Annotated in this window: 14 protein-coding genes; 4 read left to right on the top strand and 10 right to left on the bottom strand. The window is 70.7% G+C overall.

From position 1 onward, the window contains the following. Positions 1-115 precede the first annotated feature (115 nt). From dxs to ACIPXB_RS27280, 5 genes are all read right to left on the bottom strand, one after another. A complete protein-coding gene (gene dxs / locus ACIPXB_RS27300) occupies positions 116-2,032 on the bottom strand; it encodes a 1-deoxy-D-xylulose-5-phosphate synthase (protein ID WP_401454047.1) in 1,917 nt (638 codons plus the stop codon). Between the two features lie 258 nt (positions 2,033-2,290). After that, positions 2,291-3,592 carry a sugar ABC transporter permease gene (locus ACIPXB_RS27295; RefSeq protein ID WP_401454046.1) on the bottom strand — a complete coding sequence of 434 codons (1,302 nt, stop codon included), beginning with the start codon at positions 3,590-3,592 and terminating at the stop codon, positions 2,291-2,293. Beyond that, positions 3,589-4,377 (bottom strand): ATP-binding cassette domain-containing protein, encoded by a 789-nt coding sequence (locus ACIPXB_RS27290; RefSeq protein ID WP_401454045.1) that lies wholly within the window; start codon positions 4,375-4,377, stop codon positions 3,589-3,591. The genes ACIPXB_RS27295 and ACIPXB_RS27290 overlap by 4 nt, the downstream gene beginning before the upstream one ends. Before the next feature lie 403 nt (positions 4,378-4,780). Then, complete coding sequence (locus tag ACIPXB_RS27285; protein ID WP_401454044.1) at positions 4,781-5,896, bottom strand: substrate-binding domain-containing protein; 1,116 nt, start codon at positions 5,894-5,896, stop codon at positions 4,781-4,783. Positions 5,897-6,013: 117 nt separating this feature from the next. Beyond that, entirely contained in the window at positions 6,014-7,216 is a 1,203-nt protein-coding gene (locus ACIPXB_RS27280; protein WP_401454043.1) for an ROK family transcriptional regulator, read from the bottom strand. Positions 7,217-7,753: 537 nt separating this feature from the next. On the opposite strand from ACIPXB_RS27280, the gene mgtA reads away from it, so the two are divergent. Together mgtA and ACIPXB_RS27270 are read left to right on the top strand one after the other, a co-directional pair. After that, a complete protein-coding gene (gene mgtA / locus ACIPXB_RS27275; RefSeq protein WP_401454042.1) occupies positions 7,754-10,501 on the top strand; it encodes a magnesium-translocating P-type ATPase in 2,748 nt (915 codons plus the stop codon). A gap of 21 nt (positions 10,502-10,522) precedes the next feature. Next, positions 10,523-11,242, top strand: a complete 720-nt coding sequence (locus tag ACIPXB_RS27270) for an MgtC/SapB family protein (RefSeq protein ID WP_401454040.1) — start codon at positions 10,523-10,525, stop codon at positions 11,240-11,242. Here ACIPXB_RS27270 and ACIPXB_RS27265 read toward each other — a convergent pair. The 4 genes from ACIPXB_RS27265 to acnA form a co-directional block, all read right to left on the bottom strand. Then, positions 11,235-12,158, bottom strand: coding sequence for a carbohydrate ABC transporter permease (locus ACIPXB_RS27265; protein ID WP_401454039.1), 924 nt, complete (start codon positions 12,156-12,158; stop codon positions 11,235-11,237). The two genes, ACIPXB_RS27270 and ACIPXB_RS27265, sit on opposite strands and share 8 nt — an antisense overlap. A gap of 13 nt (positions 12,159-12,171) precedes the next feature. Further along, positions 12,172-13,116, bottom strand: coding sequence for a carbohydrate ABC transporter permease (locus tag ACIPXB_RS27260; protein ID WP_401454038.1), 945 nt, complete (start codon positions 13,114-13,116; stop codon positions 12,172-12,174). Between the two features lie 62 nt (positions 13,117-13,178). Continuing rightward, entirely contained in the window at positions 13,179-14,606 is a 1,428-nt protein-coding gene (ngcE, locus tag ACIPXB_RS27255; RefSeq protein ID WP_401454037.1) for an N-acetylglucosamine/diacetylchitobiose ABC transporter substrate-binding protein, read from the bottom strand. 234 nt (positions 14,607-14,840) lie between these two features. Further along, entirely contained in the window at positions 14,841-17,555 is a 2,715-nt protein-coding gene (acnA, locus tag ACIPXB_RS27250) for an aconitate hydratase AcnA (RefSeq protein WP_401454036.1), read from the bottom strand. Positions 17,556-17,836: 281 nt separating this feature from the next. Here acnA and ACIPXB_RS27245 point away from each other — a divergent pair, with 281 nt between their 5' ends. Beyond that, on the top strand, positions 17,837-18,226 hold the full coding sequence (locus tag ACIPXB_RS27245) for a toll/interleukin-1 receptor domain-containing protein (RefSeq protein WP_401454034.1): 390 nt from the start codon (positions 17,837-17,839) through the stop codon (positions 18,224-18,226). Beyond that, positions 18,223-21,888 (top strand): tetratricopeptide repeat protein, encoded by a 3,666-nt coding sequence (locus tag ACIPXB_RS27240; RefSeq protein WP_401454033.1) that lies wholly within the window; start codon positions 18,223-18,225, stop codon positions 21,886-21,888. Before ACIPXB_RS27245 ends, ACIPXB_RS27240 begins: the two co-directional genes overlap by 4 nt. A 12-nt stretch (positions 21,889-21,900) precedes the next feature. Here ACIPXB_RS27240 and ACIPXB_RS27235 read toward each other — a convergent pair whose 3' ends face one another. Continuing rightward, on the bottom strand, positions 21,901-22,893 hold the full coding sequence (locus tag ACIPXB_RS27235) for a LacI family DNA-binding transcriptional regulator (RefSeq protein ID WP_401454032.1): 993 nt from the start codon (positions 22,891-22,893) through the stop codon (positions 21,901-21,903). Positions 22,894-23,052 lie beyond the last annotated feature (159 nt).

Raw genomic sequence — 23,052 nt, 5'->3', positions numbered from 1 at the left:
CCCCCGGCGCGACCGGGAGGTGCCGGCATACGCGAACGGGCCGGGTGAACCACTCTTCAAGAGTGATCTCCCGGCCCGGTCCGTGCAACAGGGCGTCCCCGCGGGGGTGCCGGAACTAGTCGACCGCTGCGGCCGGCTCGTTGTCCAGACGGCCGTCCAGCTTGGCCACCAGGCCGGTGACCTGCCGCGCGATGTCCGGAGCGGTCAGGCCGATCTCGGCCATGATCTCCTTGCGCAGGGCGTGGTCGAGGAAGCGCTGCGGGATGCCGAAGTCACGCAGCGGTACGTCGACGCCCGCGTCGCGCAGGGCCTGCGCGACCGCGGCGCCCACACCGCCGGTACGGCCGTTGTCCTCGACGGTGACGACCACGCGGTGCCGCTCGGCGAGCGGCGCCAGGGCCTCGTCGACCGGCTTGACCCAGCGGGGGTCGACCACGGTGGAGGAGATGCCCTGCTTGTCGAGCAGGTCGGCGATCTCCAGGCACATCGGGGCGAGCGCGCCGACCGAGACGATCAGTACGTCCGGCCGGGTGACCTCGGGGGCTGGGGCGCGCAGCAGGTCCATGCCGCCGATCCGCCCGATGGCCGGGACGGCGGGGCCCACGACGCCCTTGGAGAAGCGGACCACCGTGGGGGCGTCCTTGACCTCGACGGCCTCGCGCAGCTGCGCGCGCAGCTGCTCGGCGTCGCGCGGGGCCGCCAGCCGCAGGCCGGGGACGACCTGGAGGATGGACATGTCCCACATGCCGTTGTGGGAGGCGCCGTCGTCGCCGGTGATGCCGGCCCGGTCCAGGACGAAGGTGACCCCGCACTTGTGCAGGGCGACGTCCATGAGGACCTGGTCGAAGGCGCGGTTGAGGAAGGTGGCGTACACGGCGAAGACCGGGTGGACGCCACCGGTGGCCAGGCCCGCGGCGGAGGTCGCGCCGTGCTGCTCGGCGATGCCGACGTCGTAGATGCGGTCCGGGAAGGCCTCGGCGAACTTGTTGAGGCCGACCGGGTGGAGCATGGCGGCGGTGATGCCGACGACGTCCGCGCGCTCGTGGCCGATCTTGACCATCTCGTCGGCGAAGACGGAGGTCCAGCTGGCGGCGGCGGTCTTGACCGGCAGGCCGGTGTCGGGGTGGATCACGCCGACCGCGTGGAAGCGGTCCGCCTCGTGCTCCAGGGCCGGGGTGTAGCCGCGGCCCTTCTGGGTGAGGCAGTGCACGATGACCGGGCCGCTGAAGCGCTTGGCGCGGATGAGGGCGGACTCCAGGGCCTCCACGTCGTGGCCGTCGATGGGGCCGATGTACTTCAGGCCCAGGTCCTCGAACATGCCCTGCGGGGCGATGAAGTCCTTCAGGCCCTTCTTGGCGCCGTGCAGGGTCTCGAAGAGCGGCTTGCCCACGACCGGGGTGCGCTCCAGGATCTCCTTGCCGCGGGCCAGGAAGCGCTCGTAGCCGTCGGTGGTGCGCAGGGTGGCCAGGTGGTTGGCGAGGCCGCCGATGGTGGGGCCGTAGGAGCGCTCGTTGTCGTTGACGACGATGACGAGCGGGCGGTCCTTGGCGGCGGCGATGTTGTTCAGCGCCTCCCAGGCCATGCCGCCGGTCAGCGCGCCGTCGCCGATGACGGCGGCCACGTGGTGGTCGTCGCGGCCGAGCACCTGGTTGGCCTTGGCGAGGCCGTCGGCCCAGCCCAGCACGGTGGAGGCGTGGCTGTTCTCGATCACGTCGTGGTCGGACTCGGCGCGCGAGGGGTAGCCGGACAGGCCGCCCTTGGAGCGCAGGTTGCCGAAGTCCTGACGGCCGGTGAGCAGCTTGTGCACGTAGGCCTGGTGGCCCGTGTCGAAAAGGATCTTGTCCTTGGGCGAGTCGAAGACCCGGTGCAGGGCGATCGTCAGTTCGACGACGCCGAGGTTGGGGCCGAGGTGCCCGCCGGTCTTGGAGACCGCGTCGACAAGGAAGGACCTGATCTCCGCGGCCAGCTGGTCCAGCTGCTCCGGGCTGAGCCGGTCCAGATCTCGCGGTCCCTTGATGCGGGGCAGCAGCACCCGTGCCTCCTTGCAGTTGCTTGCTGGTCTGTCGAGTCTAATGTTCCGCTCGCGGCGGGCGTCATCGGGCGGTCCCGGGTCGGTCACACCATTGTCATACGTGTACACACCGGTACGAGGTCACACACCACGAGCGGGTGAGGGAACGCACTGACGTACGCACCGGCGGACGCGTCGGGACACGCGGGTGCCCGGCGCCACCGTGAGGTGGCACCGGGCACCTGGAAGACGCCGGTCCGGTCGCTACGCCCTGTCGGCCTAGGCGCGGCCCGCCGTCTTCTGGGTCTTGCGGGTGACGGAGTCGATCACCACGGTCGCCAGCAGCACCGCACCGGTGATCATGTACTGGATCGGGGTGGCGATCCCCTCCAGGGCGAGACCGTACTGGATGGAGGTGATGACCATGACACCGAGGAGGGCGTTCCAGGTCCGCCCGCGCCCGCCGAAGAGGCTGGTGCCGCCGATCACGGCCGCCGCGATGACGTTCATCAGCAGGTCACCGGCGCCGGCGCTCTGGTTCGCCGCCGCGATCTTGGAGGCCCAGAACAGGCCGCCCACGGCCGCGAAGGTGCCCGCGATCGCGAAGACCGCGATGCGTACGCCGGCCACGTTGATGCCGGCGCGGCGGGAGGCCTCGACGCTGCCGCCGAGGGCGAAGACCTTGCGGCCGAAGCCCGTGCGGCGCAGCAGGAAGTCCGTGCCGACCAGCACCAGCACGAAGAGCAGCACCGCGAGCGGCAGGCCCTTGTACTGGTTGAAGACCGCCGCCGGCCCGAACGTGACGAGCGCGAGGAAGCCGGTGCGCAGCAGGATCTCGTTCAGCGGCCGGGAGGGGACGCCCGCGGCCTGGCGGCGGCGGTTGTCGAAGAAGGTGGCGAGGAAGTACGCCACCACGGCCAGCAGGGCGAGACCGTAGCCGGCGGCGACGTCCGAGAAGTAGAACGTGGTGAGCTGCCCCACCACGCCCTCGGAGTCGATGTTGATCGTGCCGTTGCTGCCGAGCAGCTGGAGCATGAACCCCGACCAGAACAGCAGGCCCGACAGGGTGACCGCGAAGGCGGGGGCGCCGATCCTGGCGAAGAAGAAGCCGTGGATGGCGCCGATCACCGCGCCGCCGGCGATGGCCGCGAGGACCGCCAGCCACTCGTTGACGCCGTGGGTGACGGCGAGGACGGCGAACAGGGCGCCGGAGACTCCGCTGACCGAGCCGACCGAGAGGTCGATCTCGCCGAGCAGCAGCACGAAGATGATGCCGACCGCCATCATGCCGGTGGCGACCATCGTGATCGCGATGTTGTTGAGGTTCTCCGGGGAGAGGAAGTTGGAGTTCAGTCCCTGGAAGATGCTCCAGATGACGATCAGGCCGATCACGACCGGGAGGGATCCCAGGTCGCCGGCGCGCATCTTGCGCCGGAACTCGCTCACGTAGCCGGACAGGCCCTGCTCGCGCACGAGCAGGCGCGGGTCCACGGCCGGGATGGCGTCGTGCGGGGCGGCGGGGTTGGCGAGTTCCGCGACGGCCTCGGTGCCGTGGTCCGCGGCGTGGTGTTCGGTGCTCACTTGCGAGCCTCCCCGGTGCGCGCCGCCCGGCGGGTCACGGCGTTGTCCGTGGCGCCCGTGATGGCGGAGATGATCTCTTCCTGCGAGGTGTCGGCGACGGTGAAGACGCCGTTGTTGCGGCCGAGCCGCAGCACCGCGACCTTGTCGGCGACGGCCTTCACATCGGCCATGTTGTGGCTGATGAGGATGACGGCGTGGCCGCGCTCGCGCAGCCGCTCGACGAGGTCGAGGACCTGGGCGGTCTGCTCGACGCCGAGGGCGGCGGTGGGCTCGTCGAGGATGACGAGCTGGGGCTCGCCCAGCATGGAGCGGGCGATGGCCACGGTCTGGCGCTGACCGCCGGAGAGCGAGGCGATGGGGATCCGGACACTGGGGATCCGGATGGACAGGGTGGTGAGCAGCTCGCGGGCGCGGCGCTCCATCTCCACCTCGTCCAGGACCCCGCGGCGCTTGAGCTCGCGGCCGAGGAAGAGGTTGCCGACGACATCGATGTTGTCGCACAGCGCGAGGTCCTGGTAGACCGTCGCGATGCCCAGGTTCTGGGCGTCGTGGGGCTTGGTGATCGACACCGGGCGGCCCTCCCACTCGATGACGCCGTCATCGATGGGGTGCACGCCGGCGATCGTCTTGACCAGCGTGGACTTACCGGCGCCGTTGTCGCCGACGAGGGCGACCACCTCGCCGGAGTGGATCTCGAGTTCTACGTCGGTCAGGGCCTGGACGGCGCCGAACCGCTTCGAGACCCCTCGCAACGCCAGCACGGGCGCAGCGGACACATGAACCATCTCCTTCGCCGCCTGACCAGCGGGGATGTCGTGCAAAGAAGTGCGGAAGGTGGGGTGGGGTGGGGTGGAGCAGAGTGGGTGGATCGTTTCTGCCCGGCGCCCCCGCGGTGGCGGGGGAAGAGGGGGCGGGGGCACCGGGCAGGCGGGAGGTGTCCCCCCTCGGGGCGGGGGGACGGGGGCCTTCACACGAGGGCCGGGGCCTTTCGCGGGAGGGCCGGGGCCTTTCGCGCGGGGGCCGGGGGCCTTCGCGCGGGGCCGGGAGGCTCGCGTACGGCGTGCCCGGAGCCTCGCGGAGCCTTCGGGGCCCCGCGGGCGGCCCGGGACCGTACCCGCGGGGCCCGGGGACCCTGCGGCGGGCCCGGGGCCGTACGGAGGGCCGACGGGCCCCACCGGGCCCGGGGGCCTACTTCAGGCCGACCGTGGCACAGGCGGCCGCGTACTTGTCGGAGCAGATCTCGTCCACGGTGTAGACGCCGTCCTTGATGACAGTGTCCTTGATGTTGTTCTTCGTGAGCGAGACGACGGGGACCAGGACCGAGGGGACGCCCTTGGTGGTGGGGCTGTCGACCTTGGAAGTGGTCACGGAGTCGAGCTTCTCGCCCTTGGCGAGGGCGACGGCCATCTTCGCGGCGGCCTCGGCCTCCGGCGCGTACGGCTTGTAGACGCTCATGAACTGCTCGCCCGCCACGATCCGCTGCACGCCGGCGAGTTCGGCGTCCTGACCGGTGACCGGGGGCAGCGGGTTCAGGCCGGCCGCCTTGAGGGCGGTGATGATGCCGCCGGCCATGCCGTCGTTGGCGGAGTAGACGCCGACGATCTTGTCCTTGCCGAGCGCGGAGATGGCGCCCGCCATGTTGGTGTTGGCGTTCTCCGGCTTCCACTCGACGGTGTCGTACTCCTTGCCGACGTTCACCTTGCCGTCGAGCACGGAGTGGGCGCCCTGCTTGAACAGCTTGGCGTTCGGGTCGGTGACCGAGCCGTTCATCATGACGATCTGGCCGTCCTTGGCCTTGTCGCCCAGGGCCTCCAGGAGCGCCTTGCCCTGGACGCGGCCGACCTCTTCGTTGTCGAAGGAGGTGTAGGCGTCGATCGGGCCCTCGGCCAGGCGGTCGTAGGCCACGACCGGGATACCGGCGTCCTTGGCCCGCTTGACCGCGCCCGCGATGGCCTTGGAGTCGACGGCGTCGATGATCAGGACGTTCACCTTGTTGGTGATCATCGCGTCGACCTGCGAGTTCTGCGCGGTCGCGTCCTGCTTGGCGTTGGCGTAGACGACCTCGCCCTTGCCGCCGGTGAGCTCGGCGATCTTCTTCTCGATGAGCGGCTTGTCGAACTTCTCGTAGCGCGCGGTCTGGTTCTCGGGCAGGAGCAGACCGACCTTGATCGCGTCGCTCTTGGCGGCGGAGCCGGACGCCGCGGGCTTCTCGCCGGCCTCCTTGGCGCTGCCACAGGCGGCGAGCGAGGCGGCCATCGCGGTGGCGGCGACGGCAACGGCGGCTCTACGCATACGCGTGTTCATTTCTCGAACCTCCCTGACGAGGCCGCAACGCTGCGGCCGAGGTGGTGTGAGTCAACCTCGGCCGCAACTTTGTCGTCAAGGAGTGAATCCTTAACGAGATGACAACGGAGTCATCCGTTATCTAACTGAAGACAAGAGGGCGGGGGTCGAAGTCCCGCCAAGCAGGGTGGAATCGCCCATTTCGCTGAGCACGAGGGCCAGCGCGCCCAGCACCTCGGCACGGCTGCCCAGCGATCCGGTGACCACCGACAACTGCCGGGCGGCGCTGGGGATCGCGTACCTCCCCACTGATTCACGTATGGGAGCCAGCACGAGTTCACCCGCCTCCGCGAGCGAGCCGCCGAGCACGATGCGGCTCGGGTTCAGGAGGTTGCACAGACTCGCCACCCCGCTGCCCACGTGCCGGCCGACGTCGGAGACCACCCGGCGGCATCCGGGGTCGCCCGCGCGGGCCAGCTCGACCACCCGTTCCATCGTCAGTTCCGGTCCGTGGCTGCCCTGCAGGAGCGGCAGCACGTAGCGGGCGGCGGCGAAGGTCTCCAGGCAGCCGCGGTTGCCGCAGCGGCACACCGGGCCCGACTCGTCGAGGGTGATGTGCCCGATCTCGCCGGCCGTGCCGCCGGGGCCGCGGTAGATCTGACCCCGTATGACCAGGCCCGCGCCGACGCCGCTGGCCACCTTGATGTACGCGAGGTCCTTGACCCCGCGGCCGCTGCCCCACACCAGCTCGCCCAGCGCGCCGAGGTTCGCGTCGTTGTCGACGTACACGGGGACGCCGAGCCGCTGCGAGAGCTCCTGGCGCGGATTGATGCCCGCCCAGCCCGGCAGGATGGAGGTCGAGCCGAGCGTGCCGGACTCGACGTCGATGGGCCCGGGGACGCCGAGGCCCACCCCGATGATCTTGTCGCGGCCCACCCCGGTGTCCTCGATCAGCTCCCCGACCAGCGCTTCCGCCCGGTCGAAGCCGTCCACCCAGGACGCGTCCACGTCCAGCGGCTCGGCCTCCTCGGCCAGCACCTGGTGGGCCAGGTTCCCGACCGCGACCCGCAGGTGCGTGTGCCCGAAGTCGACGCCGATGACGATGCCCGCGTCACCGCTGAGGGAGACGCTGCGCGCCCGCCGGCCGCCCGCCGAGGTGGGCGTGACCTCGACCGTCCCGCCGTCCTTCAGCTCCCGGACGATGTTGGAGACCGTGGCCGCCGACAGTCCGGTGGTACGGGCGATCTCCGCCTGGGTCAGCGAGCCGGCGAGCCGGACGGCCCGCACGACCCGTTCGAGATTCGCGCGGTGCAGCGAGGACTGCGAACCCGGAGTCTCCACGACTCATCCACTCCTGCCTACAAGCGACGGCCTGCCGTCGCCCCCCGGCCGAGGTCGCGGTGTCGAGACCTCGGCGTCTCCAACTTGTGAACCCTAAGTCGAGCCTTTGGCCCTCCACACGTCAAGAGGCTGAGCCAGCACGAATCGTCTCCTTGGGGCCGAAAGTATGAGAGAACCACCGGCCGGGTTCGTGTTACGGTCGCTGAGGCGCCGGTCATCTGCGGCTTTTCGGCCGAACCGGGCGCCTGCCATGACAGCGCGACGCGAGGAGGTGTTCGGGATGAGTCCCGACCGAAGTTCCCGCCGCGCCCTCGTCGGCTGATCACCTTCCGATCGCAATCGTGATCGTCAGCTGAAGCGCTGACTCCTCTTTTCCTCATCTTCCTTCCGCATGCCCGCTCGCGCCTCGCGTGGGCCCCTCCGGCATGCCGACCCGCGGGTCCGGCCGCATCAAGGCGCCGCCCCGCCGGTCCATGACCACTCCGCGTGACCGTACGGCTCCGTGCTGTCCGGATCGCGTGGAGGGAGGCATTCGTCATGACCATGCTCACCCCCCGTACCCCGACGAAACTCGCGCCGCCGGGCCGTACCCGGCGCGAGCGCAAGGCCGCCGAGCTGGAGGCCCGCACCCGTCGGGCCGGCGACCGGCTCACCGCCCTCAGCGCCCGGCCGGGCGCCCAGGTCCTCGAGGAGCTGGGCGCCACCCGCAACGGCCTCACGCACGACGAGGCCCGGCTGCGCCTGGAGCGGCACGGCGCCAACGCCGTCGCCCACGACCGGGCCCCGCACTGGACCGTCCAGCTGGCGAAGGCGTTCGCGAACCCCTTCATCGGCGTCCTGGTCTTCCTCGCCGCCGTCATGTACTGGCAGGACCCCGCGGATCCCGGCGTCGTCATCCTCTCCGTGATGGTGGCGATCAGCGGCCTGCTGCGCTTCTGGCAGGAGTTCCGCTCCGGCCGCGCCGCCGACGCCCTCAAGCAGCTCGTGACCACCACCTGCGCGGTGCAGCGGCGGGCCGGCAGCGGCTCGGGGCCGACCACCTTCGAGATCCCCATGGACCAGGTGGTCCCGGGCGACGTCGTCAAGCTCGCCGCCGGCGACCTGATCCCCGCCGACCTGCGGCTGATCACGTCCAAGGACCTGATGGTCAGCCAGGCGGCCCTGTCCGGCGAGTCGCTGCCGGTCGCCAAGGCCGACACGCCCGCCCGCTCCGCCGGGGGGTACGCCGCCGCCCAGGACCTCGGCCAGCAGCTGACCACCGACCCGGTCGAGGCCGACAACCTCTGCCTGATGGGGACCTCGGTCACCTCCGGCACCGCCACCGGCGTGGTCGTCGCCACCGGCGCCGGCACCTACTTCGGCTCGATGGCCGGTTCCCTGGCGGGCGAGCGCCCGCAGACCAACTTCGACACCGGCGTGCGCCGCGTCAGCTTCCTGCTGATCCGCTTCATGCTGGTCATGGTCCCGGTCGTGTTCGCGATCAACGGCCTGACCAAGGGCGACTGGGACGAGGCGTTCCTCTTCGGTATCGCCGTCGCGGTGGGCCTGACCCCCGAGATGCTGCCGATGGTGGTCTCCGCCAACCTGGCGCGCGGCGCGGTCGCCATGTCCCGGCGCAAGGTGGTCGTCAAGCGGCTGAACGCGATCCAGAACCTCGGCGCGATGGACGTGCTGTGCACCGACAAGACCGGCACCCTCACCGAGGACCGGATCGTCCTGGACCGCTACCTCGACGTGCACGGCGACGAGGACGACGAGGTCCTGGAGTACGGCTACCTCAACGCGCACTTCCAGACGGGCCTGCGCAACCTGATGGACCAGGCGGTCATCGACCGCGTGGGCGAGGCCGAGGAGGTTGTCGTCGACGCACGGTTCTCGATGGTCGACGAGATCCCCTTCGACTTCGCCCGGCGCCGGATGTCCGTGGTGCTCAGCCGCAACTCCCTGCTGGGCCGGGCCGGCCGGCCCGAGCACGTCATGATCACCAAGGGTGCGGTCGAGGAGGTCCTGGACCTGTGCACCCACCTGACCGACGGCGGCGAGCGGGTGGAGCTGACCGCGTCCCGCCGGCTGCGGGCCACCGCGACGGCGCAGGCCATGGGCCGTGACGGCCTGCGGGTCCTGGCCGTGGCCACCCGCACCCTGGACACCCCGCGCGACACCTACACCGTGGCGGACGAGGAAGGGCTGACCCTGGTCGGCTTCCTCGCCTTCCTCGACCCGCCGAAGGCCGACGCGGCCGCCGCCCTGCAGGGGCTGGCGGACAAGGGCATCGCGGTGAAGGTGGTCACCGGCGACAACGAGCTGGTGGCCGCCCGGGTCTGCGCGGACGTCGGCATCCACGTCGGGCATGTCGTCTCCGGCGCCGAGACCGACCGGCTCGACGACGCCGAACTGCGCGCGCTGGCCGCCCGTACGACCGTCTTCGCCAAGGTCAACCCGGTGCAGAAGGCCCGGATCGTGCGGGCCCTGCAGGCCGAGGGGCACACGGTCGGCTTCCTCGGGGACGGCATCAACGACGCGGCCGCGCTGCACGACGCCGATGTCGGCATCTCCGTCGACACCGCCGTGGACATCGCCAAGGAGTCGGCGGACATCATCCTGCTGGAGAAGGACCTCACCGTCCTGGAGCAGGGCGTGGTGCAGGGCCGCACCACCTTCGGCAACACGATCAAGTACATCAAGATGACGGCGTCGTCGAACTTCGGCAACGTCTTCTCGGTCCTGGTGGCCAGCGCCTTCATCCCGTTCCAGCCGATGCTCGCGATCATGCTGCTGGTGCAGAACCTGGTGTACGACATCGCCCAGCTGGCCACGCCCTGGGACCGGATGGACGAGGAGTACCTGCGCAAGCCGCGCAACTGGGATGCCAAGGGCATCGGCCGGTTCATGGTCACGATCGGCCCCGTGAGCTCGATCTTCGACATCGCCATGTTCGTGATCATGTGGAACGTCTTCGGGGCGAACAGTGAGGCGCACCAGTCGCTCTTCCAGTCCGGCTGGTTCGTCGAGGGCCTGCTCTCGCAGACCCTCATCGTCCACATGATCCGTACCCGGAAGATCCCCTTCATCCAGTCGCGGGCCTCCTGGCCGGTGATGGTGATGACCGTCCTTGCGGTGCTGACCGGCCTGTACCTGCCCTTCTCGCCGCTGGCCGGCTCCCTGGGCTTCGTACCGCTGCCGGCGGGCTACTTCCCGTGGCTGATCGGTGTGCTGCTCGCCTACTGCGCGCTCACGCAGGCCGTGAAGACCTGGTACATCCGCCGGTTCCACACCTGGCTGTAGCGAGGGGAAGGAGTCGGACCGATGGTGAACCAGTGGATGATGGCCGGGCACCTGGCCGCGGCCCTCGGCTTCGGGTCCCTCATCGGCCTGGAACGGCAGTGGCGGGCCCGGATGGCGGGCCTGCGCACCAACGCCCTGGTGGCGGGCGGCGCGGCTCTCTTCGTGCTGCTCTCGCAGTACGGCTTCCTGAGCGAGGTCCCGCAGGTCGGGTACGACGGCTCGCGCGTCGCCGCCCAGATCGTGTCCGGGATCGGTTTCCTGGGCGCGGGCGTGATCATGCGGGACGGGCTGAGCGTGCGCGGCCTGAACACGGCGGCGACCCTGTGGTGTTCGGCGGCCGTGGGCTGCCTGGCGGGCGTGGGCCTGTTCGTGCTGGCCGCCCTGGGAACGGTGGGCGTGGTGGGGACCAACCTCCTGCTGCGCCCGCTGGGCCGGCGCCTGGACCGGGAGCCGCGCGGCGGGGCGGAGGTCGCCACCGACTACCACTTCGAGGCGGTGTGCCTGGAGGCGGAGGAGGCCCACATCCGGCACCGGCTGGTGGACGCCCTGGGCCGGCCCGGCTACCAGCTGCGGGAGATCCGCAGCCAGGACGGGCCGGTGCCGGGCCGGGTGACCGTCTCGGCGCTGCTGACCGCCGAGGGCGAGGGCTGCAAGGCCCTGGAGGAGGCGGTCAGCAACCTCTCGCTGGACCCCTCGGTCTCGGCGGTCAGCTGGGCGGTCGTACCGGACGGGGCTATTTGAGGGTGGCGGAGGTCAGGCCCGCCTGGATCTGGCGCTGGAAGGAGAGGTAGACCACGAGCATCGGGATCATCGCGATCGTCACGCCCGCGAACAGCACCGGCAGGTCGGTCGCGTACCCCTGCTGCTGCTGGAGCTGGATCAGGCCCTGGGTGAGCAGGTAGCGCTCGGGGTCCGAGCCGGTCTGCGGCTGCATCAGCACCGAGGGCAGGATGTACTGGTTCCACTGGCCGAGCGTGTTGAATATCCCGACGCTGATCAGGCCGGGCTTGGCCATCGGCACCATCACCTGGAAGAAGATCCGGGTGTGGGAGGCCCCGTCGATCACGGCCGCCTCGTGGACCGCCGTGGGCAGTGTCCGGAAGAACGCGTGCATGAAGAAGACGGTGAACGGCATCGAGTAGGCCACGTAGACCAGCACCAGGCCGTGGTACGTGTTCAGCATGTCGAACCGCTTGACCATGAAGAACAGCGGGACCAGCGCCAGGAAGACCGGGAACATCGCCCCGCTGACGAAGAAGTAGTAGATGAACCGGTTGCCCCGGAAGGGGTAGCGGGCCAGGACGTACGCCGCCATCGACCCGAAGAGCATGGTCAGCGGGACCGAGAACACCATCACGATCAGCGTGTTGGCGAAGTAGTCGCCGATGCCCTTGTCCCAGGCCCGGCCGAAGGCGTCGAGGTTCCACCGGGCGGGCCAGGTCAGCGCCGAGCCGCCGATCTGGGCGTCGGTCTTGAAGGAGCCGAGCGCCAGCCAGACCAGGGGCAGGACGATCAGCGCGGCCCACACGGCCAGGAAGCCGTGGGAGAAGACGTTGAGGACCACGCCGTCGGGGCGGCGGCCCCGGTCCTCCCCCGGCCCGCCGTTGCCGGGCCGCTCGGCGGCGGCCTCGCCCGGTGCCTTGACGACTGTGGTCATGGAGGCCTCCGGCTCAGAACTCGATGCGCTCGCGGCGGGTGGCGCGCAGCGTGACGATGGAGAGGATCATGGTCAGGGCGAGCATGACGACGCCCATGGCGCAGGCGTAACCGCTCTTGCCGAAGTACAGGAAGTTGCGCATCAGCACCGTCGCCATGACCTCGCTGTGGTGGTCGGGGCCGCCGCCGAACTGTCCGGACGTCATCGTGGAGACCAGCACGAACATGTCCATGGCGGCGATGCCCAGATAGACCGCGGAGGTCTGCACAGAGTCCCACAGCAGGGGCAGCGTGACCCTGAGGAAGGTCTGGGCGCGCCCCGCGCCGTCGAGGAGGGCGGCCTCGTAGATGTCCTTCGGGATGGACTGCATGGCGGCGGAGAAGAGCACCAGGTAGAAGCCGACGCCGTGCCAGACGACCACCAGGAGCAGGCACCAGAGCACGAACCCCGGCTCGTTGAGCCATTCGATGGGTGCCTGCCGGTCGACCAGGCCCGTCCGGATGAGGACCCCGTTGAGCAGGCCCCCCTCGTCGCTGCGGTACACGGCGCCGAAGAGGACGGCGAGGATGGCGAGCGAGAGGACCTGCGGGAAGAAGTAGACGATCTTGTAGAAGCCCGATCCCCGCACGCCCTGCACGCCGCCGGCGCCGCCCCGGCCGCCCGCGTTCACCATGAAGGCGAAGAACAGGGCGAGCAGGATGGTGAGCACGGGGACGAACACCAGGAGCAGCAGGTTGTGCCACAGGGCCCCGCGGAAGACCTCGTCCTTCATCAGGGCCGCGTAGTTGTCCAGGCCGACGATGTCGAACGTCGGCGACTGGCCGGTCCAGTTGGTGAAGGAGTAGCCGAACGTCTGTACGTACGGCCAGATGACGAAGGTCAGGTACAGCGCGAGGGGTACGAGGAGGAAGCCGGCGATGAAGCCGCTCCGCCCCTTGCCCTGGGCTACTTGGCTCATGGTGTCCGTCCCTGGTGGTCCCCGGTCCTGGTCCCTGGTCCTGGCCGCCGGTCCCGGTGGCGTCAGGCCCGGCGGTTGTTCTTGGCGCTCGGGTCCTGCGCGGCCTTGTTCACCGCGATCTGGGCCCTCTTGATCCACTCCCTCGGCTGGATCCGCTTGGCCATGAGCTCATTGGACGCGTCCTGGATCGCGGTGTCCATCTCGCTGTACCACTCGGTGTACAGGTAGTTGAACGTGTTCGGCCCGGCTGCCTTCAGCGCCGCGACCGCCGACCGGGTGCCCGGCCGCAGCTTCACGCCCGGGTCCACGCCGTCCTTGACCACGGTGAGCGAGTTGGCCTGCTGGGCGAAGATGGTCGACCATTCGCGGGACAGCATCGAACGGATGAACTCCAGGCCGCCGGGCTTGTTGGCGGCCTGCTCCGGGACGATGAAGGGCTCGCCGGCGCCGGCCCTGACGGCCTCGAAGGGCAGCTTGCTGCCGGGCAGCAGCGGCATCGGCAGGAACTGCATGTCGAAGTCGTCCGGGGTCTGCTTGAGCTGCTCGTTCTCCAGCCAGGAGCCGGAGGGGATGAACGCGGCCTTGTACTGGTTCCAGGCGGTCTGGGACTCCGTATGGGTCAGTCCGTTGGTGCCCGGCATCAGCAGGCCCTTCTCGACGACCTCGTAGACCGCCTCGACGGCGGCGAGTGCGTCCGCGCTGCCCTCGAAGGCGTTCGGCTCCAGGTTGTCGATCGCCTTCATGGCCTCCAGACCGCCCTTCTTGGCGATCAGGTCCATGATGACCACGTTGATGTAGTAGGGGAACTTCCCCTGATGGGCGAGGCCGCCGATACCGGCGTCCTTCGCCCGGGTGCACACGGCGAGGAATTCCTCCCAGGTCTTCGGCGGGGTCCAGCCCTTCTCCTTGAAGAGCTTGCCGGAGTACCAGAACCCGAAGAGGGTGTAGACGTAGTTCAGGGACACGAATGTGCCGCCCTGCATGCCCTGTTCGACCGTCCCCGGGATCAGCAGGTCCCGGACCTTCTTGTCCGGGTCGTCGAGCGAGGGCGCGTCGAGCACCGGGGTGAGGTCGGCGAGCTGGTTGCTCCTGAAGAGCACGTCCAGCTTGATCTTCTGGGCGCCGGAGTTGTCGACGACGTCGGGCGGGTTGCCGCCGTTGAACCGCGTCTGGAGCTTGCCGGTGATCTCCTGGGTGCCGAGGTGGTCGCTCTTGGTTCCCCACTTCTTGTCGAAGGCGGCCTCCCAGGCCTTGGCGTAGTCGTCGCCGAATCCGCCCTTGAAGACGACGACGTCCAGCTTGGTGCCCCTGGCGACCCCGAACGGGTTCTCCTTGGTGATCGGCGCCTTGGCCGGGCCGCTGGTGCTCGCGTCCCCGCCGCCCGAGGCGCACGCGGACAGGAAACTCATCGTCGGGACGGAAATCAGGCCGAGTGCCGCGGAGCGCTTGATCAGGTCCCGTCGGCCGAGGCCCTCACCCGTGGATCCCATGCTGTGTCCTCGCCTTCGTCGGATATGTGAAGGAGGGCCCGGGGGGCCGCTCGAACCGCGGCGGCCCGGACGCGCACAGGTATAGTCCACTCGCGCTCGGCTCAGCAAGGCATGCGCCACACGGAAAAAGCGGAAGGGCCGTACCCCCTTAACGGGGATACGGCCCTTTGGTGTTGCTTCGTCGCCTTGTCGCTTCGTCGCCTTGTCGCTTCGGCGGCTCGGCGGCTTCGGCTCCTAGCCGCGGATGAGGTTCCGCAGGACGTACTGCATGATGCCGCCGTTGCGGTAGTAGTCCGCCTCACCGGGGGTGTCGATGCGGACGACCGCGTCGAACTCCACACCGGTGTCGGTGGTCACCTTGACCGTGCGCGGGGTGGTGCCGTTGTTCAGCTCCTCCACACCGGTGAAGGAGAAGGTCTCCTCGCCGGTCAGGCCCAGGGAGGCGGCCGAGGCGCCCTCCGGGAACTGGAGCGGGAGCACGCCCATGCCGATCAGGTTCGAGCGGTGGATGCGCTCGTAGGACTCGGCGATGACGGCCTTGACGCCGAGCAGCGCGGTGCCCTTGGCGGCCCAGTCGCGGGACGAGCCCGAGCCGTACTCCTTGCCCGCCAGGATGACCAGCGGGATGCCGGCGGCCTGGTAGTTCTGGGAGGCGTCGTAGATGAAGGAGACCGGCGCGCCCTCGACCGTGAAGTCGCGGGTGAAGCCGCCCTCGGTGCCCGGCGCGATCTGGTTGCGCAGGCGGATGTTGGCGAACGTACCGCGGATCATGACCTCGTGGTTGCCGCGGCGCGAGCCGTAGCTGTTGAAGTCACGGCGCTCCACACCGTGCTCGGTGAGGTACTTGCCGGCCGGGGTGTCGGCCTTGATCGCACCGGCCGGGGAGATGTGGTCGGTGGTGACCGAGTCGCCCAGCTTCGCCAGCACGCGCGCGCCGGCGATGTCGGAGACCGGGGTGGTCTCCATCGTCATGCCCTCGAAGTAGGGGGGCTTGCGGACGTAGGTGGACTGCGGGTCCCACTCGAAGGTGTTGCCGGTCGGGATCGGCAGCGCCTGCCACTGGGCGTCGCCCGCGAAGACGTCCCGGTAGGACTTGTTGAACATGTCCTCGCCGATGGCGTTGGCCACGACGTCGTTGACCTCGGCCTCGGAGGGCCAGATGTCCTTGAGGAAGACCGGGTTGCCCTCGGTGTCGATGCCGATGGCGTCCTTGGTGATGTCCACCTTCATGGAGCCCGCGATGGCGTACGCGACGACCAGCGGCGGGGAGGCCAGGTAGTTCATCTTGACGTCGGGGTTGATGCGGCCCTCGAAGTTGCGGTTGCCCGAGAGCACCGAGGTGACGGCCAGGTCGGCGTCGTTGATCGCCTTCGAGATCTCCTCGTCCAGCGGACCGGAGTTGCCGATGCAGGTGGTGCAGCCGTAGCCGACGAGGTTGAAGCCGATCTTGTCCAGGTACGGCGTGAGGCCGGCCTTGTCGAAGTAGTCGGTGACGACCTTCGAGCCCGGAGCCAGGGTGGTCTTGACCCACGGCTTGCGGGTCAGGCCCTTCTCGACCGCCTTCTTGGCCACGAGCGCCGCGGCGACCATGACGTAGGGGTTCGAGGTGTTGGTGCAGGAGGTGATCGCGGCGACCGTGACGGCGCCGTGGTCGATCTCGAAGGAGGAGCCGTCGGCCAGCGTGACCAGGGTCGGCTTGGTCGGCACACCGTTGGAGACGGCCGGGGCGTCGGACGCCGGGAAGGACTCCTTGCCGGCCTCCTCGTCGTCGCTGACGTAGTTGCGCACGTCCTGCGCGAACTGCTCGGCGGCCTCGGCCAGGACGATGCGGTCCTGCGGGCGCTTCGGACCGGCGATGGAGGGGACGACGGTCGACAGGTCGAGCTCGAGCTTCTCGGAGAAGTCCGGCTCGGCGGCCGGGTCGAGCCAGAGGCCCTGCTCCTTGGCGTACGCCTCGACGAGCGCGACCTGCTGCTCGGAGCGGCCGGTGAGCTTGAGGTACTTCAGCGTCTCGCCGTCGATCGGGAAGATCGCGGCGGTGGAGCCGAACTCGGGCGACATGTTGCCGATGGTGGCGCGGTTGGCCAGCGAGGTGGCGGCGACGCCCTCACCGTAGAACTCGACGAACTTGCCGACGACGCCGTGCTTGCGCAGCATCTCGGTGATCGTGAGCACCAGGTCGGTGGCGGTGGTGCCGGTGGGGAGCTCGCCGGTCAGCTTGAAGCCGACGACGCGCGGGATGAGCATGGAGACCGGCTGGCCGAGCATCGCGGCCTCGGCCTCGATGCCGCCGACGCCCCAGCCGAGCACACCGAGGCCGTTGACCATGGTGGTGTGGGAGTCGGTGCCGACGAGGGTGTCGGGGTACGCCTGGCCGTTACGGACCATGACGGTGCGGGCCAGGTGCTCGATGTTGACCTGGTGGACGATGCCGGTGCCGGGCGGGACGACCTTGAACTCGTCGAAGGCGGTCTGGCCCCAGCGCAGGAACTGGTAGCGCTCCTTGTTGCGGCCGTACTCCAGCTCCACGTTCTGGGTGAAGGCGTCCGGGGTGCCGAACTTGTCCGCGATGACGGAGTGGTCGATGACCAGCTCGGCCGGGGCCAGCGGGTTGATCTTCGACGGGTCGCCGCCGAGCGCCTTGACGGCCTCACGCATGGTGGCGAGGTCGACGACGCAGGGAACACCGGTGAAGTCCTGCATGATCACGCGCGCGGGCGTGAACTGGATCTCCTGGCTGGGCTGGGCCTGCGAGTCCCAGCCGCCGAGGGCCCGGATGTGGTCGGCGGTGATGTTCGCGCCGTCCTCGGTGCGCAGCAGGTTCTCCAGCAGGACCTTCAGGCTGTAGGGCAGACGGGCGGAGCCCTCGACCTTGTCCAGCCGGAAGATCTCGTACGACTCGTCGCCCACCTGCAGCGTGCTGCGGGCGTCGAAGCTGTTCGCCGACACGACAGTCTCCTTCATGCATGAATTCGCGCGTTCAACCGCATCCTGCCGCCTGGCACTCTGGCCAATCCGCTAAGGTAGGGCTAAGTTAGGTAACCCTTACCTGCGGCGCGGCTGCGGGACGCCTTAGGCAGTTATCTCGATGTCGAGATAACTCTAGTACATGGCCGCCCCTGAGGTCTGCACGCGCCCTGGGGTCCTCGGATTCGGGTCACCCGGAGCGCCTCCCATCCGTATGCTGCTGCGCGACCGGCACAGGGGCGCGGAAGCTCGGGGGGCGGCACATGGCGGGCGTGTTCATCAGTCACCGCAGCGTGGACGGGGACGAGGCCGAGGTTCTCGGCACTGCTCTCGTCGGCTTGGGGCACCAGGTCTGGCTGGACGTGTGGGAGGTCGGGGTCGGGGTGTCGATCGTGGGCGCCATGGAGCGCGGTCTGGCCGACGCCACCCACCTCGTCCTGTGTCTGTCCGACGCCGGGGTGCACGCCCCCTGGACGGCCCGCGAGTGGATGTCCGCGCTGGCCCGCCAGCTGGACGGCGCCGGCATCACCCTCCTGCCGGTCCGCCTGACCGGCGGCTCCCCGCCCGCGATCCTGGCCGACATCCGGTACGCCGATCTGGTGACCGACTGGGAGGCAGGGGTCGCCGAGCTCGACCGTGCGCTGCGCCGATGAGCACCGCGACGGCGCAGGAGGTCTACATCGTGGCGGCGCCCGGCGAGGAACCGCACGCCGAGACGCTCGCGGGGCCGCTGCGCGAGGCCGGGTACGACGTCACCCACAACGGCACGGTCCTGGTGGGCGACTCCATCGTCGGCGAAGCCACCCGGGCCCTGGGGCGGGGGGCGCCCGTCGTGCTGTGCGCCACGTACAGGGCCGTGGGCAGCGAGTGGACGCACAAGATCGTGAACGCGGCGCACACCGGTCCACCGCGGGTGTTCGTCGTCCAGATGGACGAGGGGGTCCATATCGCCCCGCTCGCGGTGAACACGGTGGTGGCCCGCTACGACCAGGACCCGGGGCATGCGGTGGCGCAGCTGCTGACGGCGCTGCGCAGCCGCTTCCCACCGCTGCCGCCGCCCGCGCCGGCGCCCCCACCGACCGGGGCCGGCGCCGCCTCCGAGGAGTCCCCGCTCCAGTTCATGGACCGTCCCAGCGGCGTGACGGTCCATGACCACGAGGCTCTGCAGGCCTTCCGCGCCGATCTGCGGGAGGAGGTCCTGGCCCGCTACCCGGCCGGCCTCACCGGGAGCGAGTTCCTCAGCCGGGCCGCCGTATCGGTCGACGGCGTCCTGACCCGGACCGGCGCCCTCCTCTTCGCCCGCCACCCGGGCCCGGAATCCGTCCGGTCGATGGTCAAGTGCGTCCGGTACTTCGGTACGGACCGCTCCGCAGCCCGGGACTCGCTCACCCTGGAGGGCCCGGTGGCCGAGGTGATCGTCGCCGCCCGCGCCTTCGTCGCCGACCGGGTACGCGTCGCCGAGCGGCCCTCGGCGGACCTGGCCCGCGCCGAGCCCTTGTACGCGTACCCCATGATCGCCGTCCGCGAGATCATCGCCAACGCCGTCGTGCACCGCGACTACGCCCGTGACGACGCCTGTGTCCACGTACGCCTCTTCGAGGACCGTCTGGAGATCAGCAGCCCCGGCGGCTGGTACGGCCGCGCGGTCGGCGTGCGCCCGCTGGACCTGGGCGCGCTGGAGGGGCAGTCGGCCAAACGCAACTTCCAGCTGGCCCGGCTGCTGGCGTGGACCCGGCTGGTCGAGGGCGAGGGCAGCGGCATCCCCACGGCGCTGGCGGACTGCGCGGAGGCCGGGACGACCCGGCCGAGCGTGGTGGAGGCCGACGGGTTCGTGACCGTGACGATCCGGCCGCTGGAGGGGTCCCTGGTCCCTCCCGGTCCGGCCGCCGTCGCCCTCCCGTTGCAGATCGGGGTCATGCCCCGGCGGGCGGACAGCTACCAGGTCCGCGCCGTGGAGGAGGAGGTCCGCACGGCCCTCGCCGACGGGCTCGACGTGGTCCTGACCGGCCTCGGCGGCATCGGCAAGACCCAGCTGGCGGCCAACGCGGCCCGTGAACTGGCGGCGCGCAGACGGCCGGACCTGCTGCTGTGGGTCGCGGCGGGCAGCCGCGAGGCGATCGTCCGCAGCTACGCGCAGGCGGCCGTCGCGCTGCTGCCGCACGCACCGGCCGGCGACCCCGAGGCGGCGGCCGCGCTGCTCCTGGCCCACCTGGCCTCGGAACGGCTGAACTGGCTCGTCGTCCTGGACGACGTGGTGAATCCGGCCGACCTGCGGGAACTCTGGCCGCCGTACACACCCTGCGGCAACGTCCTGGTCACCACGCGGCGGCGGGACTCCGCCCTGGGCGGAGAGCTGCGCCGGCTGATCTCGCCCGGTCCCTTCACCCCCGAGGAGTCCCGCGCCTACCTCACCGGCAAACTCGCGGCGGCGGGCCGGCTTCCCGAGCCGGCGTCCCTGGACGAGCTCGCCGCTCAGCTGGACCACATACCGCTGGCCCTGGCCCAGGCCACCGCGTACATGATCGACGCGGATCTCGACGTCGGCACGTACCTCGCGCTCCTGGCCGACTACCGGCTGGTGGACGTCCTCCCCGACGACTCGGCACTGCCGGACGGCCAGTTGGCGACCGTGTCGACCACCGTGGTGCTGTCCATCGAGCAGGCGGACCGGATGCGGCCGGCGGGGCTGGCCAGGCCGCTGCTGGAGCTCGGCTCGGTGCTGGCCGCAGGGGGCACGCCCGTCGCCGTACTGCTGGGGGACTCCGCCCGCCGGTACCTCTCGGCGCGGTCCGGGCAGCAGGTGGACCGGCTCTCGGCCCAGCTGGCACTGCGCTCGCTGGACCGCCTGGGACTGGTCACCCTGACCGCCGAGTCCGTCGAGGTGCACGGCATCGTGCAGCGCGTGACGGCGGAAGGCCTGTCGGAGGAGGTCTTCCAGCAGACGGCGGTGGCCGCCGGCGACGCCCTGGTCGAGATCTGGCCGGAGATCGAGAACGACACCGACCTGGCGCAGGCGCTCCGGGCCAACGCGCACGCCCTGGTCGCCCAGGCGCTGGCCGTGCTGTGCCGGGAGGAAGCGCATCCGGTGCTGCTGCGGCTGGCGCGCAGCATCGGGGAGGCCATGCCCGCCAGCGCCGCCGCGTACCTGCGCCCGGTGTGCGTGTACGCCGCCGTGCAGCTGGGTGCCGACCATCCCCTGACGCTCGCGCTGCGGGGGTGGGAGGCCCTGTACCGGCTGGTCGGCGGGGACGTGGCCGCGGCGGCGGACACGCTGGCCCGGCTGGTCGCCGACGAGACGCGGGTACTGGGGCCCACGCACCCCGCCACCCTGACGGCCGCGCACAACCTGGCGTGGGCCACGGGGCAGTCGGGCGACGCCGCCGGGGCCGTCGGCATCCTGGTCGCGATGCTGCCGGACACCGAACGGGCGCTGGGGCCGGACCACCCGGAAACCCTGTCCGTGCGCCACAGCCTGGCCTACTGGCGCAGCGAGGCCGGCGACACGGCGCGGGCGGCACGCGAGTACGAGGAGGTGCTGTCCGCCCGCCGGGCCGTCCTCGGCAACGACCACCCGCAGACCTTCGCGACCCGCGGCAACCTGGCCATGGTCCTCGTCCAGAGGGGCGACACCGCACGGGCCGTGGCCCAGCTGAAGGCGCTGCTGGCGGACGAGATCCGGGTACTGGGGCCGGAGCACCCCTCCACCCTCCTCACCCGGGGCAACCTCGCCAACGCGCTGGGCGGGCAGGGGGACTTCCCGGCGGCCGTCCGGCTCCAGAGGCAGCTGGTGGCCGAGCAGACGCGGGTGCTGGGACCCGAGCACCCCAACACCCTCACCTCCCGCAACAACCTGGCCACGTGGCTCGGGGCCGCCGGGGACGGCGTCGAGGCCGCGCGCACCCTGATCCCGCTGGCCGCCGACCAGATCCGGGTGCTGGGGGCCGACCATCCCGAGGCCGTCGGGACACGCCGGAACCTGGCCCGGTGGCTGGGGGCGGCACTGGAGGAACACGGTGCGGCGCCCGTCGCGGCCGCCGGGATCGTCACGGCGCTGGATCCGGTGCTGGCCCGGCGGGTGCGCAAGCGGCTGGCCGGTAGGTCGTCGGGGGAACTCCCGTGGGAGGACGTGGTGGAGCGGGCCTTCGCGAACGGGGCGACGGACCTGCTGGAGGAACTCATGCTGCTGCCGGGAGATCCGGCCCCGTCCGTCCGCATCGTCGGAGGAACCGGAAACACCGGCATCCTGATCACCGGCGCGCACGGCTCCGCGATCACCGGCGTGGTCAACACCGGAGTCGTCCTCGGCGGCGACTGAACGACCCGGCCGTCACCGCCGGACCGAGGACGCCCGGACCAGCAGGCCTGCGGGCACGGTCGGCGGGGAGGGCGGCCCGCCGGTGCCGGACTCCACGATCGCGATCAGGGCCGCGACCGCTGTTTCGGCGGTGAGGGCCGGGTTCAGGGTGACCGTGGTGACCGGCGGGGCGGACCGCTCGTACGCCGGGTCCTCGCTCGCGCAGACCAGGAGCAGCCCCTCGGGGACGGTCAGGCCGTGGCGGGCGGCCGCCGCCAGGGCCTGGCGGGCGCCGGGGTCGTAGAGGCAGTAGACGGCGTCGGCGGCGCGCGTGGCGAAGGCCCGGTCGAAGGCGTGGCCGGGTGCGTCGTCGGGGGCGAAGGGGATCACCAGTGGTGCGCGGCCGTGCTCCGCGCACCACTCCTCGTACGCCCGGGTCACCGCGTATGTGTAGTGCTCGTCGCCGAAGCCGCCGTGCAGGGCGATCCGGCGGGCGCCGGCCGCGGCGAGGTGGCCGAGGACCTCACGCGTGGTCGCGGCGTGGTCGTTGTCCACCCAGACGTCGCCGGGGCGCGGATCGGCGGGGCGGCCGTCGAAGACGACGGGGATGCCCCGGGCGCGCAGGGCGCTGAGCACCGGGTCGCCGCGTGGGCTGTCGAGCAGCAGCATCCCGTCGACGGCGAGGGTGTGCCACGGGGTTCCGGCCCCGCGGTCGGCGGGCAGGGTGGTCAGGGCGTACCCGTGGGCGTGGGCGGCGGCGGTGGCGGCCGTCAGCCACTGGGAGAAGTAGGACACCGCGACGAAGTTCCAGGCGGACCCGGCGAACGTGGTGACGGCCAGGCCCAGGCTGCGCGTGCGCGGGGCGCTGGGCGCCGCGTACCCGAGTCCGGTCGCGATCTCGCGGACCCGGCGGCGGGTGGCGTCGGCGAGCCGGCCGGTGCCGTTGAGGGCGTGCGAGACCGTCGCGGTGGAGACCTCCGCGGCGCGCGCGATGTCGGCGAGGGTGGGTCCGGGCGCGCGGTTCATCGTCGGGCCATCGTACGGATTCCGTCGTCGACGGCGGGTTCTGGTTAAGGACTTAATCAAACAGTGTCCTGGCCACAGCCGAGAGTTTGGAGTGGTCATGACGGAATCCTCGTCCTTCCCCGGGTCCTCTCCGCGGTCTTCCGCGGCCGACGGGTCCAC

This window comes from Streptomyces sp. NPDC090022, from assembly GCF_044748145.1.
In the GTDB taxonomy this organism is placed as follows: domain Bacteria; phylum Actinomycetota; class Actinomycetes; order Streptomycetales; family Streptomycetaceae; genus Streptomyces.
The sequence above is the reverse complement of the archived record's forward strand: the minus strand, read 5'-3'. Positions and strand labels throughout refer to the sequence as shown.